An 18,253-nucleotide genomic window follows, 5' to 3' on the forward strand; every position below is an offset into this window, starting at 1 on the left:
CAAAATATAAAATATTTAGCGATTGTATCCCTTATCAGTTCCTATTTCAAACAAAAAAATAAAAGCTGACCATTTGGCCAGCTTTATGGTTATTCTTGTTCTTCTTTTTCTTCAAATAATTCTGGGAAGTGTTCTTCACAGATATGGTGACATCTAGGACAAAGTTTGCCGACTCCTTCAATTTCCACAAGTTCATTAGAAGTGATTCGACATCTTTCACAAACCTCGCCTTCCATATGCTGAACTCGAACTGAAAGCCCTTCGAAGTCTAATATAGAGGAATCTTTTGGTTTTTCAGAAAGTGGTTTAACCGTAACATTTGAAGCAATTAGAATCTGGCGCAGATTAGTATCTAGTGATTCCAATAACGTTTGAACATCATCTGATACGTAAAGCGTCGTATCTGCTTCAAAATCCTTACCAATCACTTTGTTTTCACGCGCGACTTCATTCGCTTTAAGGATATGGTCTCTTAATCGCATAAACTGATCCCATTTTTCTACAAGTGCTTCTGATTGCTCGTATGTTTCTACTTGAGGCATTTCAGTTAATTGAGCATACGCTTCATCTTCTTCTAAATATGTCCAAATCTCTTCTGCAGTATGCGGAAGAATAGGTGTCAACAGCTTAGTCAATTTCACGATTACTTGATAGAAAACAGATTGCATGGCTCTTCTAGAATGCGCATCTGGAGCATCAATATAAAGCACATCTTTTGCAAAGTTTACGTAGAAGTTTGACATATCAACCGTACAGAATTGATTGATTTCTTTGTAAATTTCAGAGAAGTTGTAAGCTTCATAAGCATTTAAAACATTTTCAACAGTACGATTCAAACGGTTCATCATGTACTGATCAACAGTTCTTAATTCTTCATAAGGTACATTGTTTTCAGCATACGAGAAGTCTTCTGTATTTTGAATCAAGAAACGAATGGTATTTCTGATTTTACGGTATACTTCTGATACTTGTTTCAAGATATCCATACTTACACGCACATCAGCTTGAGAATCGACACTAGAAACCCATAAACGAATAATATCTGCACCCATTTGTTTGATGACTTTGTTTGGAAGGATCGTATTTCCGAGTGATTTACTCATTTTACGTCCATCCCCATCTAAAACAAATCCTTGAGATAAAACAGATTTATATGGCGCTTCACCATTGATAGCTACACTTGTTGTCAAACTCGAATTAAACCATCCACGGTACTGATCTGAACCTTCAAGATACATATCAGCTGGGAAAGATAGGTTATCTCTTGTTTTTAGAACTGCTTGATGAGAAGATCCCGAATCGAACCAAACATCCATGATATCTGTTTCTTTAGTGAATAAACCGTTTGGACTAGAAGGAGATTCAAATCCTTCTGGAAGCAAGTCTTTTGCTTCACGTTCAAACCAAACGTTAGATCCATGTTCAGCAAATAAGTCAGATACACGGGCAATAGTTTCAGGTGTAATGATTGCATCTCCATTTTCAGCATAGAAGATCGGTAAAGGAACACCCCAGGCACGCTGACGTGAAATCACCCAGTCTCCTCTATCTCTTACCATGTTGTAGAGTCTTTGCATTCCCCAAGGCTGAAGCCAGTCTACTTCTTGAACAGCTTGTAGAATATCTTCACGGAAATCTTTGATGGAAGCAAACCATTGTGGTGTTGCTCGGAAGATAACCGGTTTTTTTGTTCTCCAGTCATGTGGATAGCTGTGTGTGAAGAAATCCATTTTAAGCAAAGCATCTTTCTCTTTTAACCACTCTGTGATGATTTTATTTGCATCATCATAAAACGTTCCTTCTAGACCTGGAGCTTCATCTGTAAAGCACCCTCTTCCGTCTACTGGTGAAAGGACTTTAAGGCCATATTGCTGAGCGGCAATAAAGTCATCTTCTCCGTGTCCAGGTGCTGTATGAACTAAACCAGTACCACTGTCTAAAGTTACATGGTCTCCCATAATCACTAACGAATCACGGTCATAGAATGGATGTTTTGTTGTTAATCGGTCCAAATCCGATCCTTTAACTTCTTTGATTAGTTCAATTTTTTCCCAGCCAAGTATTTCTGCTACTTCTTCAGCCATTTTAGAAGCGACTACGTATTTACGTCCATCGGCTTCTAGTACAGCATAATCAAATTCAGGGTTTACAGCAATGGCTAAGTTTGCAGGCAATGTCCAAGGGGTTGTTGTCCAGATAATTAAAGAAGTATCTTGTTCCAGAATACCTTTTCCGTCATTAACTTCAAACGCCACATAAATATTAGCCGAACGAACATCGTGATACTCGATTTCAGCCTCAGCTAAAGCAGACTCACTAGATGGAGACCAATAAATCGGTTTTAACCCTCTATAGATGTAGCCTTTTTCTGCCATTTTACCGAATACTTTGATTTGTTCTGATTCGTAATCTTTTGTAAGGGTCACGTATGGATTATCCCACTCCCCAGCAACACCTAATCGTTTAAAGTCTTCACGTTGTTTATCGACTTGTTCCCAAGCATACTCTTCACAAAGCTTTCTGAATTCGGCAACAGACATTGATTTACGATCAACACCTGCATTTGTTAAAGCTTGCTCAATAGGTAAACCATGTGTATCCCATCCTGGAACATATGGTGCACGGAATCCAGACATAGATTTGTAGCGAACGATAATGTCTTTTGAAACTTTGTTTAATGCATGGCCCATATGAATATTCCCATTTGCATAAGGAGGTCCATCATGTAATATAAATGTTGGTTTGTTCTGGTTTAATTCTTGTCTATTTGCATAAATATTGTTTTCTTCCCATTCTGCTTGACGATCCGGTTCTTTGTTTGGGAGTCCAGCACGCATTGGGAATGCTGTCTTCAATAAATTCAGAGTTTCTTTTACTTCCATATTTTGCAGCCTCTTTTACTTTTATTTTTTGAAAATTCCATTTGTCAAATTAAGTTAGACAGTTCTTGTCCATCAATGTGTCTCAAAAATACTTCTAATGGTGTATGGTAGTTCAAAGATTTTCTTGGAATATGGTTCCTATTTGAAGCGATATTTGAAACAAATGATTGATCTACTTGATTGAAGTCCATTTCTTTAGGGAGACCATCTTTTCGGAGTAGACCGTTAGAATGTTCATTTAAAGCTCGTTGGGAGGGTGTCCCTGGATCCGCAAAGTAAATCGCTATATCCTGTTGATTACTAATGGATTTCCAGTTAGAAAATTCTTTTCCACAATCAAACGTGATAGATTTGAAGAGATTTCTTGGAATAGTCTTGAACCAATTATTTACCGCAGCTTCGATATCACGTGCCTTGCGCCCGTCGGGCTTCAAAGTAATAATGACTTTTGATAATCGTTCGACTAATGTGATCACAGCACTTTTATGATGAACCCCAACGATTGTGTCACCTTCTAGGTGACCAAATTCTTTTGTAAAATGAGGATAATCATCTAGCCGTTCGGAAATGTTTCTTTTGAATGCTTGCTTACCGCGTCTTTCCTTATGACCATTTGGTTTGCGCTTTCCTTTCATCGGAAGCGTTGCTTGATCAAAAAGTCCCTGTTTGAACTGTCGATACAAGGTACGTACAGAGCAAGCGATGGGCTTCTCTGCACGCCCTATAATGACATCGGGTGTCCATCCTTGAGCAACCATCTTTTGAATGTAAGATTTTTGATCTTGCGGTAAACAAATAGAGCGTCTCCCGCACCGTTGTTTATTTTCTTTGTACTGTTTGAAATAATCAAGCGCAGTACATCCTTTCCTTAGGAAAGTAATGACTTTGTGAATCGTTTGACGCGACCGATGGAGGTAGGTCGAGATCTTCAAGACAGATATATTCTGGTGGAAATAGGCTTCTATCATTACAAGTTCTTCCGTGGTAAGATGGGTGTAGGTCATTCGTGATCACTCCTATGTTTTCTTTGGTCGGAAATACATTTTGAGTGTACCACGAATGACTTTTTTAGTTGTCTAGCTTAATTTTACAATCGGCGAAATAAAAAGACCCCATCCCTAAAAAAGGACGAAGTCTTCGTGGTACCACCTTACTTTAGAAACATAGACACCCTTATTTAAGGTAAATTATCCAGTTTCTCTCTTCTCTTTAACGCAGAGCTACGTTTTTAACTACTAAATTTCATTAAAAAAGCTACTGAATGATTACAAGTTGAAATTGACTTGCCAACATCGCACCACCGTTGGCTCTCTGAAAAGTGTTTCAACTTATATAATTTCAGTAATCGCTACTATTCATTTATACGTTTGGCAATTCCACAGCAGGTGTCATGCCTTCTTCGTAATTTTGATTTTCAGATTCATCTGATTCTACTACATCCGATGTAGGTTCGATTTCTTCTGATTCATCTTTTTGATCAAGTTCTGTTTTCACTTCGTTCAATGTATGTGTTTCTGGTTTCTCTGAAATAGGTGCTTGTAAAATATCATCCCATTCATCTTTCTTTACTAGCTCAAGTTGCGATTCAATCATAAGTTGAAGTCTTTGGCGAAAAATACGACTTTGCTTGCGCAAAGCTTCTGTTTCTTCTTCGATTTTACGGGCTTTACCAACAGCTTCTTTCAGTAGTTGATCTGCATGATTTTCAGCATCTTGACGAACTTTGGAAGCTTTGTTTTCTGCTTCTTTAGAAATCATATCTGCTTCTTTTTCAGAATTCACTTTCAAACGATCAGCAGCATCTTGTGCAACAATAATCGACTTATTAAGTGAATCTTGCATTTGATCGTAACTTGCTAATTTTTCTTCAGCAAATTCCAATTTCTTTTCAGTTTCCTTTTTTTGTTTCAATAACAATTCATAATCTTTGATGATTTGATCCAGATAATCGTTTACTTGATCCTGATCGTACCCTCTCATCTTAACAGAAAATTCTTTGTTATGTATGTCCATAGGTGTTAATGCCATGATCGAATTCCTCCGTTACCTTTTTTTGAGCAGTTTGATTCCTGTTTTTTTCCAGTATAAATAATAATCCGTCCTTAGACAAGACCTTATTGATTTCTATCCAGAATATCAAGTTCCAATCTGATTTTTTCTTTACGTGTTTTACCTTCAATGGATTTCAATTTGATTCTTCCGAACCCTCTAATAGAAATAACATCTGATATTCCTAAAGAAATATCCGGTCTAGAAATTTCATTCCAGTTGACTTTCACTTTGTTTGAACTAATCAATTCTTTCGACTTTTGTCTAGACAGATTGAATGCAGCTGCAAGGACAACATCTATTCTTAATGAAGAAGCAATGACACTGTGACTATCCCACTTATCTCTCGGCAGGATAATTTCAGTGTATGACTTTTCTTCCAGATGAACCTTTATTTTACCAATACTTTCAATTTGTGAAAGTAAGTATGGCAGCATCGGTTGATCCATAAAGAACTGCCATGTTTCTCCATCGGTTATAATGTCTCCAAGAGTTTCTCGGTTAATTCCAGCTCCAGTAAGCGTTCCAAGTATACTCCCATGTGATAGAGTCGCAAACTTGGTTGGATAATTGATTTCACAGATTGTGATATTGTAGTCTTGTTGCTCGGGTTCAAAATAAGGCGGAGACAGAAAGAGTCTTTTTCTTTCTGCATCTTCATATCCTCCAAAGTAATGCAAAGATATCTCAGTACTCTGCCCTACGACTGATTCAACAATATACTGCTGTCTCGGATCCAAAAATGGTGTCAGATAAGGCGTATACTGTTCTTCCACTTGATTAGTCCAATCCATGACTGTATCAATGAAATTCTGTTCGTCTTTTCTAAAATGCTGGTATACATTATCCATTAGCCTTCAACCTCACACTAATCCGATTTGATTGAAAAGATTCAAAATGATTTGAAAAACGGGTGTAATCCCCATTCTGATAAACGAAAGAGCAAAAAGCGCAACGATCCCTGCAAGACTGATCATTCCGATTGGCGGTACAAACCGTCTAAAGAATCCTACATAAGGTTCACAAATTCTGATTAAAATTCTTCCAATACTAGACTGATACGCTCCTGGAATCCAAGACATTAAAAAGTAGACGAGGATCAACATTCTATAAATATCGACCGCTCTCAGTGAAATGTCGTGTAAAAATTGTATAACTTGATATACCATAAAATACGTTCTCCGTTTCCGTTAGAAATCCTGGTTTTTTAAAGCTTGTAACTCAGCTCCATCTAATTCAACAGAATTCGGAGTACAAACAAAAATTTCATCGCCGATTCTTTCAATATCACCTTTAATTGCATAGGTCGTACCCATTAAGAAATCAATCACTTTTTTAGCCTGATCTTTTTCCATTCTTCTGAAATTCAAAATCACAGACTGATTATTTAATAGAATATCCGCCACACTTTGAACTTCAGAGTATGTGCGAGGTTCCATCACATTGATACGTGGCTTTTTATTCGCCTGCTGATGATTGATTGCTACAATGTTTTGACTCTGTGCAGGTGCTGCAGATTTACGGATTGGTTGAGTTTTAGCTACGACAGTTTTTTCTACTTTAGGCGCTGGCTTTTCTCTGACCTGTTTTGGTGCGCTTTTCTTCTCAGTTATTTCTTCTATCTCCTCAGAATCTTCTTCTAAAAAGAAAAAATTGTTTAACCGATCTTTGATCCCCATAATCTCGTCTCCTTTCGCAGAGAACTATTCTCTATCTTTTCCGTCTTCTTCTAAAAAATGGTGGTGTATCAACTTCGTCATTTGAGCTTGACTGTGATTCAGTCTCATCTCTAGAAAATAAATCTTTTTCACTATTCTCTTTAGAAGCTTCTCTAGATGCATCTAAATCAGAATTTTGACGATCTCTCTGGTTAGGTTCTTTACGAATATCCCAGTTTCCGAAAGGATCATTTTCAGATTTTTTTTGTTGAGTCTGTTGAACATTATTTTTATTTACTGAAGCAGGTTTTTTAGTTTCTTTTTTTTCACCATTAATTCCAGTAGCAATAACTGTAACAACTACTTCATCTCCAAGTTCTTCATTGATAGAAGTCCCGAAGATAATATTGACTTCACTTGTTGCTGCTGCTGAAACAATATCTGATGCATCTTGAGCTTCAAATAATGTTAAGTCAGATCCGCCAGTGATGTTTAACAAGACATTTTCAGCGCCATCAACCGAAACTTCAAGTAGTGGAGAAGAGATGGCTTTTTTAGTTGCTTCTGCAGTTCTATTTTCCCCAGTAGCTGTACCGATACCCATCAAGGCAGAACCTTGGTTTTCCATAACGGTTTTAACGTCAGCAAAGTCCAAGTTGACATACCCTGGGTTGGTAATCAAATCAGAGATTCCTTGCACACCTTGACGCAATACATTGTCAGCTTCTCTGAAAGCTTCCATCATCGGTGTCTTTTTGTCTACAATTTCAAGTAAACGGTTGTTAGAGATTGTAACTAAGGTGTCGACGTGTTCTCTCATTAATGCAATACCTTCTGCAGCAAAACGACCTTTTTTAGGTCCTTCAAAAGTGAACGGACGTGTAATCACACCAACAGTCAAAGCTCCTTGCTCTTTTGCAATGCGCGCCACAATTCCAGCAGCTCCAGTACCAGTTCCTCCGCCCATACCAGCAGTAACAAATACCATGTCAGCTCCACGCAAGGATTCTGCAATCGCTTCTTCACTTTCTTCAGCTGATTTTCTTCCGACTTCTGGATTAGCTCCAGCACCCAATCCTCTAGTCAATTTGGGTCCTAATTGTATTTTAGTTTCAGCACTCATCATATCTAATGCTTGAACATCTGTATTGGCTACGATAAATTCTACGCCTTGAACGCCATCTTGGATCATTCTGTTTACAGCGTTACCTCCAGCTCCACCAACACCTATAACTTTTAATACGGCTCCTTGAGATGCAATTGAATCGAATTCTAATTCCATTCTTTTTCCTCCTGTTTACGATATTTAATCAAAAAATGTTGAGAAAAAGTTTTTTACTTTTTCCGTAAATGATGGTCCATTTGATGGTTCGCTTGTTTGTACATGCGTCTCATCTTGATGTGCGCTAGTAGAACTAGCTGTATTTCCATGAGTACTTTGAGTTGTTTCATGTTGATTAAACTGATGTCCGGATAGACATATTTTATTAATCAGTTTCTGTATACCATCCAGTTTCCCCTCATAATACGCAAGTGATATCGCATTTGTAAAAGAAGGGTATCTCACTCCCATGAAATCAGGTATGTAAACATCCACTTGTACATCAAATATCTCTTCTGCAAGTTCTCTAACACCTGGTATGGCCGCAGCTCCACCTGTGAGTTTCACTCCACCCGGTAAAGACAAAGCGCCGATTTTATCCAAATCTTCTTTCAACAATTGAAATATCTGCTCAATTCTTGCTTCTATGATTTCTGCAATATAGGTTTCTTTAACCTTTATCGGTTCTTTCTGACCTACGGTGTCCACATGAATGGTTTGATCACTATCTAGATTACTAGATAAAGCATACCCAACTTCTCTTTTCAAGCTTTCAGCATTTACTGTAGACGTATTTAGTACCATAGAAATATCTTTAGTTACAAATTCTCCACCTTGCTGTTCGACATGCATGTACTTCAACTGATGATCGTGTAATGCTGATGCCGTTGTCTGTCCTCCACCCATATCTATTTGAACAGCTCCAAATTGTCGCTCATCTTCTGATAATACAAGGTGTGACATAGCTTGTGGTTGTATGATCAGGTCTTGAATCACATATCCAGCTTCTCTAACACATTTCTTGACGTTGTGTACGATTGACTTAGGCACCGCTAGTACTGTACCGTAAATCTCTAGTCTTTCACCAACCATACCTCTTGGATCTTTAATTTCATCAAAACCATCCACTAAAAATTCTTCAACCATGACCGAAATCATTTCTTTGTCTGAAGGAATATGATTCAAACACGTTTCATTGATGGCTTTTTCAACATCTGCATCTGTTATTTCCTGACTGTTATGATCAATTTGGATATATCCATTAAAAGGAATAATATCTACTCCATTTGCAGGTATACCAACAATCAATTCTTCAATTTTTAATCCAGATTTTTCTTCTGCTTGTTGAACGGCAGCTGTTATAGCTTGACTCGTTTCATCAATATCTACGATCATGCCTTTATTCAAGCCTTTAGATCGTTCACTACCAACACCAATAACATTCATCTGATTATTCAGAACTTCAGCTACGATAACTTTTATTGAAGTTGTTCCTATATCTAAACTCGCGTATACGCCATTTTCCATAATCGATTGAAACCTCCAGTCTACACTAGGCATTATTTATATATAGTTCTAGCTGTAGAATTTACTCTTTTTTCTTTTAAACTTTGATATTTTATATAAACATGTCAGTTTGATCATTATGCATGTGAATATGGCTTATTTTACCACAAATACCAACGGTTATTGAAGTTAGTTTATTGATTTCTCAATACAAAACATAACTTTTGTGTAACAGAAGAACGCTTGTTTCCTTTAAAAACGATTATGAACTTTATTCTTCTATTTCATTATCTAATTCAATACTGTTTTCCTCATCATACTCTTGATCTTCAACTGATGAAAATGGTAAAAAGTAAGCACCTGCTTCTAAATCGAAAAGACCGTTCTCACCTTTAACTGCTCTGACAAGCTGGGGATAGCGTTTGAGCCGTTCCGAAAAGCTCGGTATCGAAGCTAATACTTCATTGCCATTATTCATATATGCTTTGACAAGCAGTGGATTTCGCTCGTTTTCAATCCATTCAACTTCAGAGATCATGGACTGAATGGATTGGTCTAGTTTATTGTATTCAGACAGCATCTGTTGAAGTACATCTTCATCTACAAAATTGAAAAACGTTGGCAGATTTCCTACGTTGTTCGGATAAGGTTCTCTTAAAACTTTTTCATTATCTAGTATCTTAAAATAGGTGTTATCTTTGTATAGATAGGCAACGGTTTCGTATTCGGAGATATTAAAGTGAACATCATGGAAATCATTTATCGTTAATTCCATTGATCTAACTTGGGGTAATGCTGCTTTGATTTCCTTTTCTATTTCCGTCTTGTTAAAGTAAGTCTGCCATAATGAGTCCCCAGAACGGATTTTGCTTTCATTGATGATTTCTTGATCAAACACTTCATTAGTTCCTTCAACAACAATCGCCCCAACTTGACTGTAAGGGGTTAAAAAGTAAATACCTATAAACAAAGTTAATGAAAAAAACAGAACGAGTCCGAACCATTTAGCTTTCAATCGATTCCATTTACTTTTTTTATTTTGAGGAGAGTCTGCATATTTCTTGTTATAGATATCTTCAATATTCGTTACTGAATGATCCGTCTTCTTACTCATCAAAGCTCTCCTCCTTACGGTGTTAATTTATAATCGACTGTATCACTTCAATCAGCTCATCTGATGCTCTTTGTTTGCCCATTTTCTTGGAATTTTCAGCCATATCTTTTCTTTTTTGCTCATCTGACATCAGTACATTTATATCTTTCACAAATCTTTCAACAGTTAGTTCTGTTTCTCGTATCATCAAAGCTGCTTCTTTGTTGACCAGACTGAGTGCATTTTTCGTTTGATGGTCTTCTGTGACATTTGGACTAGGGATCAAAATACTAGGCATACCTAAAGAAGTTAACTCTGCAAGTGTGGTCGCGCCACTTCTCCCTACGACGAGCGACACTGATGCAAAAACTTGTGGCATATCGTTGATATAAGGTACGATCTTCACAGAATCCTGAAGATTTAATGCTTTGTATTTTGTCTGAATTTCTTGAGTGATTTCATCGTGGTAAATTTCTCCAGTTACATAAAGCACTTGATAGGGAGAACCTACCAATTGTTCGAAACTATCCATAAAAGTTTGATTGATCTTCTGCGCTCCTCGACTGCCTCCGAAAATCAATACCGTTTCTTTTTCACTATTTAAACCAAATGTTTCCAATATAGCATTTGGTTTTAAGAGCGCTACTTCCTGAGCTCTTGGATTTCCTGTGAATACAACTTTATCTTCTTGTCCTTTGAACTGAACTTTTGCTTCTTCAAAACAAACTGCAATCTTATCTACGAAACGCGCTAAAAATTTATTTGTGATGCCCGCTACACTATTTTGTTCATGTATAATAGTGGGAATCTTTTGTTTTGAGGCCGCATAGCAAACGGGTGCACATACGTATCCTCCTGTTCCAATTACAACGTCAGGATTAAAAGCCTTAATCAATTTTCGAGCTTTTCGAATACTACCTAGGAAAAGTCTGATTGTATTCACGTTATAAGCTATTCCTGAAGGGTTCAACTTTCTTTTAAACCCCTCCACTTTTATGGCTTTAAAAGGCACACCGCTTTCAGGAACGATTTTACTTTCTAAACCTCGTTCAGTTCCTATATAAAGAAATTCTGAATCAGGATATTGTTCTTGGATTTTTTTTTTCAAGGCTAACGCAGGATAGATATGTCCACCTGTTCCGCCTCCAGTTAATAATACCTTCATATCACTTCAAACACGCTAAGTGTTTATGCCTCCTCTTGTTTCTGCTGTATAAGACGATCGATACTGTTCATATAAGCATTCCCTCTAATTTCAAAACTTGGATACTGATCCCAACTCGCACAAGCTGGTGAAAGTAAGATGATGTCTCCTGGTTCGCTAATATTATAGGCTTCAGGTACTGCTTGTTCTACATCAACAACTTTTATTCCCTGCGTTATTCCTGCTCTACTGGCTGTATCAAGGATTTGTTCCGCCGTTTCTCCGAAAGCTAAAACACCTTTGACATGTTTTTCCATTGCTGGTATCAAATCATCAAACGAAACCCCGCGATCCAAGCCACCCGCAAGTAAGATAACAGGTTTATCGAATCCTTCTAGTGCATTAATCGTTGCTAGTGTGTTTGTCGCTTTAGAATCATTGTAAAATTTACGATTTTCAAATGTCCGAACATATTGTGTCCGGTGCCTAACGCCTTTAAAAGAACTCAGTGCTTTTTTGATTTCTTTGTTTGATTTATTCATGATCTTGGATACCGCAACCGCCGCTAGAGCATTTTCCAGATTGTGTTTCCCTGGTAAAAGAATATCTTTCACTTCAAGAACCAACTGATCTTTGTAATAAATCCCATCATCTTTTACATAGGCACCTTTTTCAACAACTGTTTTACGTGAAAAAGGAATCAGCTGAGCATGGCTGTGTTGATGAACCAAATCTGTTAATTCTGTCTGATCTGCATTGTAAATCAAGTAGTCCGTTTCTGTTTGGTTTTTAGTGATTTCCATTTTTGCTTGAACATACTCTTCTCTCGTACCGTGATAATCTAAATGAGCCGAGTAAAGATTAGTGATTACAGAAATTTTCGGTTTCAAACTAGGTGCACCTAATAATTGAAAACTAGATAATTCAAGTACAATTTCATCTTCAGGAGTCGCTGCCATTACAACCTGACTTGCAGGTGTTCCGATATTTCCAGCAGCATACGCTTTACCAGAAGTTCGTTCAGTATTCAAAATTTCTGTAATCATTGTTGTTGTGGTTGTTTTACCATTTGTTCCAGTTATTCCGATTATTGGACTTTCGGCTACTTCATAAGCTAACTCTACCTCTGTTATAATAGGTATATTTTTTTCCTGAGCTTTTTTTATAATTGGATTTGAGTAAGGAATACCTGGATTTTTTACAACAAGTTCAAAGTCCTCATCCATCAATTCTATAGGATGACCTCCAGTAATCACTCTTAAACCTTCATTGACTAATTCTCTCGCTTCTGGATTTTCATCAAGATTTTTATAATCATTTACGGTTACTAATGCTTTTAATTTATGTAGTAATTTGGCAGCACTAACACCGCTCAAGGCTAGTCCTAGAACAAGTATTTTTTTGTTTGCATATTTATCAATTGGTTTCATCATTATCCCTCTTCTTCATTGATGGCTCATCATTGTTATTGAAAGCAGATTCTTTAAATTTCTATATTATACTTTAAAAAACTGGATGTAGATTACTCTACGTCCAGCTTTTCCTCAAACATTATACCAAAATAAAAAGTACGACTAAAGCCATAAGGAGACTAATTAGTGAAAATACACCGACCAATTTCCATTCGCTCCAACCAACCATTTCGAAGTGATGGTGAATAGGACTCATTTTAAAGATTCTTTTCCCTCTTAATTTAAATGAACCAACTTGTAGCATGACACTCGCTGTTTCACAAACGAAGATAAAACCAATTAAAAGTAATGTCCATTCTTGGTTCAACAGTATTGAAATCCCTGCTAAACCTGCTCCTAATGCCAAAGATCCTACATCCCCCATAAAGATCTTAGCGGGTTTTTTATTGAAAAAGAAGAAACCCAGGAGTCCTCCAAAGACAGAAAGTGCAAAAATCACAATGTCCCACTGAGACTGCATTGCTGCTATGATAGCATACGAAAGGTAAGCAATCATTCCAGTACTTGCCATTAAACCATCGATACCATCTGTCAAATTAGTTGCATTTGAAAAACCAACTAACCAGAATAAAACAAACAGACTATAGAACCAACCAATATCAATGGATCCCACCACAGGAATCATGATTGCTGTAGGATAATTCAATAAGGATAATCCAACGAAGAACACGATTCCGCCTAAAATTTGTCCAACCAATTTTTGTAGACTAGTTAATCCTAAATTTCGCTTCATAACGACTTTGACGTAATCATCTAAAAAACCGATCAATCCATAAAACACAAGAATAAATACTAGCAGAAGCGTTCCTGTTGTAAAGATTCTTAAAAACAAGCTAGCTATCAGTACAGTTGCTGAAGCCGCCATAATGATTGAAACACCTCCCATAGTCGGTGTTCCTGACTTACTTTCGTGCCACTTCGGTCCTTCTTCTCGAGTGACTTGACCTAATTGTTTTTTTGCAAAATATCGTATTACGAATGGCATTGAGCATACCGTGATAATCAAACTCAATACAATCGGAAATATGATTCTTGTTAATTCTATCATTCTCTATTCGTTCTCCTTTAAAGCTTTATCCTACTTTTTTTATTATTGAGATGCAGGGGATAAAGTCAACTTGATTTTTGTACCGGTTTCTATAAAAGTATTCGGTTCAAGATCTTGGGCCGTTACATACCCTTCCCCTTCAAATTCAAATTCAGCACCTGTCAGTTCCGCGATTTTCATCACATCACTTCTAGACCATCCTGTCAGATCCGGTAAAGTCATTGCACCATTCGTTAACAGAATAACACGTTGATCCTCATAAAGTGAAGAATCTTTTCGTGGAAACTGTTGAACGACTTTGTCACCGGAACCAATGACGGCACTTTCTAATCCTTTACTTTGGACGTCTTCGATTGCACCCGCAATATCTTGTTCGATCAAATTAGGCATCGTTTCAGTCAGTTCACTTTCTTGTTCTTCATCAGAAACATCCATAGATTCCAATGCTCTTTTCATAACTGGATTAAATATTTTTTGTACAACTTCGCTACCGTGACTAGCGCCATTAAATTTAGGTTGCTGTACAGTAACGTATAAAATTAATTCTGGATCCTCTACGGGAGCCATACCTACAACGGAGTAAATATAATCCCCGTTTCCATTATAGTATCTATTTGTCTCAGGATTGACTAATTGCGCAGTCCCAGTTTTAGCAGCAATGTTATATCCCTCTATTTTATATCCTTTTGCAGAACCATTTTCATTTGTAACAGGTTCAGTTAAATACTGTAATGCTTTCTCTGCAGTTTCTTTTGAAATTGGACTCTGAGTATATTCAGGTTCGAACGTTGTTTCTTCTTGTGTAGCGTGATTCGTGATGTGATCTATCAAATACGGCTTTACCATCTTACCTTCATTGGCTATTGCTGAAAAAGCACGTAACATCTGAACTGGTGTGACACTGATTCCTTGTCCAAAAGAGGTATTCACCTTTTGAAGAGCACCTGCATACATGTTACTACCACTGTATTCGTTTGGTAGATTCATTCCTACAGCTTGACCAAAACCAAAATCATCAAGATACTTTTTCCAAGTATCGAATCCCATTTTTTCTACTTGATGGACAAAAGCGACGTTACTTGACCGTGCTAGCCCCTCCAGATAGGTAATTGGTCCCCATCCATCTGGATTAAAGTCCCGAACGACGCCACCAGCGACAGAAATCTTTCCTGATTTATAAACACCTTCAGGTTGAAAAACACCTTCCTCAATGGCAGCTGCAAGTGTCATAGCTTTCATGGTTGATCCAGGTTCATATGCATATTCAACTAGCAAGTTCTGCCACGTCTGTTCAATGCCTTCTTTTGTTGTAGCATTAAATGAAGGACGTTGTGAAGTTGCTAGAATTTCACCCGTTTTAGCATTCATCAGAGTAGCCGTCATTCTTTCTGGAGAATGTTCTTCTTCTACTTGATCCATTGCATTTTCTAAAACCACTTCGAGTCTTCGGTCAATCGTCATATGAATATCATTACCATCAACGGCTTCGACTCTTTTTTCTTCTTGCCCAGGGATAACGTACCCATATTTATCTTTTTGATATTCTACTGATCCATTTATCCCACTGAGTAAATCGTCGTAAGTTTGTTCGATTCCCATAATCCCTTTTAATTGTTTGGAATCTTCTTCATCAGAGATTTGTGCTAACCCTACCGTATGAGAAGCAAAAACACCGTTTGGATATAACCTTGTTTTTTTATCTTCAAATGTGATTCCGGTTAGTTCTTGTTGGTCTAATTCTTCATTGATTTTACTCGTAATATCATAAGAAAGGTTGTTCCCGGCTGCACCGAATTCAACCTGAGATTGTTCTTCTGTTAGTCGTTTGAATATTTCTTCTTCACTCATTGAAATATACTTAGCTAATATCCCAGCCACTTCTTTAGGTTTTTGAACATGCTGCGGTCTTGTTGGACTGGACCATTGATCCGTTAGCACAGCCACCATCTTGTACGTATTTGCATCCATTGCAATGGGATTTCCATTTTTATCATAGATTGTCCCACGATTAGCTTGCGTCACTGTACTTCTTGTATACTGACTATCTAAATTCTGTATAAGGTTTTCTCCATTGATTTCACCTTTTACCATAATCCAAGAAAAACGAAGAGCTACAAATCCAAACAGTATAAAACATGCCATGTACAAAAATACGGCAATGATTTTACGGTTGCGAAGTGGATTCGTAGCTTTTATTTTTTTTGTTATTTTTCTCATGGGAATACATTCCTAATCTGTTCTTCGTTCATTTCCAAGCCATTATTTTTTGCAATTTCGTAAACTCTATCGTAGCGTGAGAGTTCTTGGATTTTCTGTTCAAGGTTTTCATTCACCACTACTATATCAGCAGATTGCTGTTCTAGATCTTGTGTCGTTCGGTTTGTTGTTGATAGTTGCATTGCCATTGTGATATTTGCTACTAAAAGTCCGAATAAAAGAATACCGAAAAAACTGATCGCCCATACTTCAAAGCGGGTGATCCCTCGTTTTATAATTTTTTTAGTATGTAAACCACCTGGTTGCGTTTCAGGCTGTTGTATAGGTCTGGGTGTAGCTTGCGCTGTTAAGTTTCTCGCTAGATTGTCATTCATTGCCATGCGAATACTCCTTTCTATCTTTTTATTAAACGATTAAGCTTGTTTTTCTGCAATACGTAACTTCGCACTACGTGCTCTGTTGTTTTGATCTAATTCTTCTTCTCCAGGAAGAATCGGTTTTCTATTGATCAATTTCAAAATCGGTTTTTTAAAATCTGGCATTACGGGTAAACCTCTTGGTACTTCTGGAAGTTTTGAAAAATCTCTGAATAGTTGTTTTACAATTCGATCTTCCAAAGAGTGGAACGTAATGACACTTATTCTACCTTCCATTTCAAGCAAAGAGATGGCTTGTTCAAGTGACTCCTCGATTGCAGCCAACTCATCGTTCACTGCAATTCGGATTGCTTGAAAGACACGTTTTGCTGGGTGACCACCTTTACGTCTTGCTGGAGCCGGAATTGCTTCTTTAATAATATCCACTAATTCCTGTGTTGTATTGATCTCATGCTGTTCTCTATGAGCTTCAATTTTTCTTGCAATCTGTTTTGAAAATTTCTCTTCTCCGTATCTGAAAAAGATTCTAACAAGATCGGAATATTCCCAGTTATTTACAACTTCGTGTGCGCTTAAACTTTGAGATGTATTCATTCTCATATCAAGCCTAGCATCTTGATGATAACTGAATCCTCTTTCTGCATCATCCAATTGAGGTGAAGAGACGCCTAAGTCATATAAGATTCCATCAACATGAAAAACATTTAACTCATTCAAGGATTCTTTTATATATCTAAAATTTGATTGAACAAAAGTCACTTTACCCTTGTCTACTTCATCTTTCAGCAGTTCTTTCGCATAGTCTATTGCCGTTTGATCTTGGTCGAATGCATAAAGGTGACCTTTATCACTCAACTTTTCAAGAATCAGCGAAGTATGACCAGCTCCTCCTAATGTACAATCAACGTATATACCGTCAGGATCTATGTTTAAACCTTCTGTTGCTTCATTGAGTAAGACCGTTTCATGATTAAACTCCACGCTCCAACCTCCTATCTAACAATCTATAGTCTTTTTATCTATTCTCATTAAAATCCAAAATCAACCATTTCTTCTGCAATATCTTCAAATGAACTTTCTGCTTCTGCTGAAAAAGCGACCCATTTCTCTTCACTCCAGATTTCGATTCTATCTGAAACACCGATTACAAAGCAAGATTTCTCTAATTTTGCATGGTCTCTAAGGGTCTGTGGTATATTGATTCTACCTTGTTTATCCAAAGTACATTCCGTAGCCGCAGAGTACAAAAATCTTGTAAATGCGCGTGATTCTTTTTTAGCGAGTGGAAGTAACTTTAGTTTCTGTTCAAGTGCTTCCCATTCTTTCTGTGGGTAACCAAACAAGCAGCCGTCCAGTCCTCTTGTGACAATGAAATATTCACCTAAATCCTCTCGGAATTTAGCCGGAACAATCAAGCGACCTTTTGCATCGATATTGTGCTTAAATTCTCCCAGTAACATTTCAAAGCCCCCTCTCCCCACTTATAAGCCATAGTCTACCACAATGCCCCACTTTCCACCACCTAATCTTGGAAAAATAACCAAAAAATATGTAATAATATCCGCTTTATACTAATAATTATAACTTATGTTCCCTTTATAAAATTTCAAGCAAATCACTTGACTATTTTGATCATCTTTAAATTTATTAAGCGTATATATGTTCCCAATATAAAAACCCCCATTCAATGAATGAGGGTTTTCGT

General features: G+C 37.2%; 16 protein-coding genes and 1 other annotated feature. All 16 genes read right to left on the reverse strand.

Annotation, left to right across the window (positions count from 1 at the left end; translation table 11 throughout):
- Positions 1-89 precede the first annotated feature (89 nt).
- Positions 90-2,882, reverse strand: coding sequence for an isoleucine--tRNA ligase (gene ileS / locus LG377_RS08995; RefSeq protein ID WP_225744324.1), 2,793 nt, complete (start codon positions 2,880-2,882; stop codon positions 90-92).
- A gap of 44 nt (positions 2,883-2,926) precedes the next feature.
- Positions 2,927-3,886 (reverse strand): IS30 family transposase, encoded by a 960-nt coding sequence (locus LG377_RS09000; RefSeq protein WP_225743103.1) that lies wholly within the window; start codon positions 3,884-3,886, stop codon positions 2,927-2,929.
- A gap of 117 nt (positions 3,887-4,003) precedes the next feature.
- Positions 4,004-4,237 (reverse strand) — a binding site (T-box leader).
- A gap of 4 nt (positions 4,238-4,241) precedes the next feature.
- The gene (locus tag LG377_RS09005) at positions 4,242-4,910 is read right to left on the reverse strand and encodes a DivIVA domain-containing protein (protein WP_225744325.1); all 669 of its coding nucleotides are present in this window, start codon (positions 4,908-4,910) and stop codon (positions 4,242-4,244) included.
- 86 nt (positions 4,911-4,996) lie between these two features.
- Complete coding sequence (locus LG377_RS09010) at positions 4,997-5,782, reverse strand: RNA-binding protein (protein WP_225744326.1); 786 nt, start codon at positions 5,780-5,782, stop codon at positions 4,997-4,999.
- A 12-nt stretch (positions 5,783-5,794) separates the two neighbouring features.
- Positions 5,795-6,100 carry a YggT family protein gene (locus LG377_RS09015; RefSeq protein ID WP_225744327.1) on the reverse strand — a complete coding sequence of 102 codons (306 nt, stop codon included), beginning with the start codon at positions 6,098-6,100 and terminating at the stop codon, positions 5,795-5,797.
- A gap of 21 nt (positions 6,101-6,121) precedes the next feature.
- Positions 6,122-6,610, reverse strand: coding sequence for a cell division protein SepF (locus LG377_RS09020; RefSeq protein WP_225744328.1), 489 nt, complete (start codon positions 6,608-6,610; stop codon positions 6,122-6,124).
- A gap of 31 nt (positions 6,611-6,641) precedes the next feature.
- On the reverse strand, positions 6,642-7,871 hold the full coding sequence (gene ftsZ / locus LG377_RS09025) for a cell division protein FtsZ (protein WP_225744329.1): 1,230 nt from the start codon (positions 7,869-7,871) through the stop codon (positions 6,642-6,644).
- A gap of 24 nt (positions 7,872-7,895) precedes the next feature.
- Positions 7,896-9,218 carry a cell division protein FtsA gene (ftsA, locus tag LG377_RS09030; protein WP_225744330.1) on the reverse strand — a complete coding sequence of 441 codons (1,323 nt, stop codon included), beginning with the start codon at positions 9,216-9,218 and terminating at the stop codon, positions 7,896-7,898.
- 250 nt (positions 9,219-9,468) lie between these two features.
- Positions 9,469-10,311 (reverse strand): cell division protein FtsQ/DivIB, encoded by an 843-nt coding sequence (locus LG377_RS09035; protein ID WP_225744331.1) that lies wholly within the window; start codon positions 10,309-10,311, stop codon positions 9,469-9,471.
- Positions 10,312-10,333: 22 nt separating this feature from the next.
- The gene (gene murG / locus LG377_RS09040) at positions 10,334-11,455 is read right to left on the reverse strand and encodes an undecaprenyldiphospho-muramoylpentapeptide beta-N-acetylglucosaminyltransferase (RefSeq protein ID WP_225744332.1); all 1,122 of its coding nucleotides are present in this window, start codon (positions 11,453-11,455) and stop codon (positions 10,334-10,336) included.
- Positions 11,456-11,478: 23 nt separating this feature from the next.
- Complete coding sequence (gene murD, locus LG377_RS09045) at positions 11,479-12,864, reverse strand: UDP-N-acetylmuramoyl-L-alanine--D-glutamate ligase (RefSeq protein ID WP_225744333.1); 1,386 nt, start codon at positions 12,862-12,864, stop codon at positions 11,479-11,481.
- Between the two features lie 121 nt (positions 12,865-12,985).
- On the reverse strand, positions 12,986-13,951 hold the full coding sequence (mraY, locus tag LG377_RS09050) for a phospho-N-acetylmuramoyl-pentapeptide-transferase (protein ID WP_225744666.1): 966 nt from the start codon (positions 13,949-13,951) through the stop codon (positions 12,986-12,988).
- Between the two features lie 45 nt (positions 13,952-13,996).
- Positions 13,997-16,171 carry a penicillin-binding transpeptidase domain-containing protein gene (locus LG377_RS09055; RefSeq protein WP_225744334.1) on the reverse strand — a complete coding sequence of 725 codons (2,175 nt, stop codon included), beginning with the start codon at positions 16,169-16,171 and terminating at the stop codon, positions 13,997-13,999.
- Positions 16,168-16,551: a cell division protein FtsL gene (gene ftsL, locus LG377_RS09060; protein WP_225744335.1), complete on the reverse strand. Its 384-nt coding sequence runs from the start codon at positions 16,549-16,551 to the stop codon at positions 16,168-16,170. Before ftsL ends, LG377_RS09055 begins: the two co-directional genes overlap by 4 nt.
- Positions 16,552-16,584: 33 nt before the next feature.
- Positions 16,585-17,529 (reverse strand): 16S rRNA (cytosine(1402)-N(4))-methyltransferase RsmH, encoded by a 945-nt coding sequence (rsmH, locus tag LG377_RS09065; RefSeq protein ID WP_225744336.1) that lies wholly within the window; start codon positions 17,527-17,529, stop codon positions 16,585-16,587.
- 47 nt (positions 17,530-17,576) lie between these two features.
- A complete protein-coding gene (mraZ, locus tag LG377_RS09070; protein WP_225744337.1) occupies positions 17,577-18,008 on the reverse strand; it encodes a division/cell wall cluster transcriptional repressor MraZ in 432 nt (143 codons plus the stop codon).
- Between the last annotated feature and the right edge of the window lie 245 nt (positions 18,009-18,253).

The organism is Marinilactibacillus sp. Marseille-P9653 (assembly GCF_916618885.1).
Classification (GTDB): domain Bacteria; phylum Bacillota; class Bacilli; order Lactobacillales; family Carnobacteriaceae_A; genus Marinilactibacillus.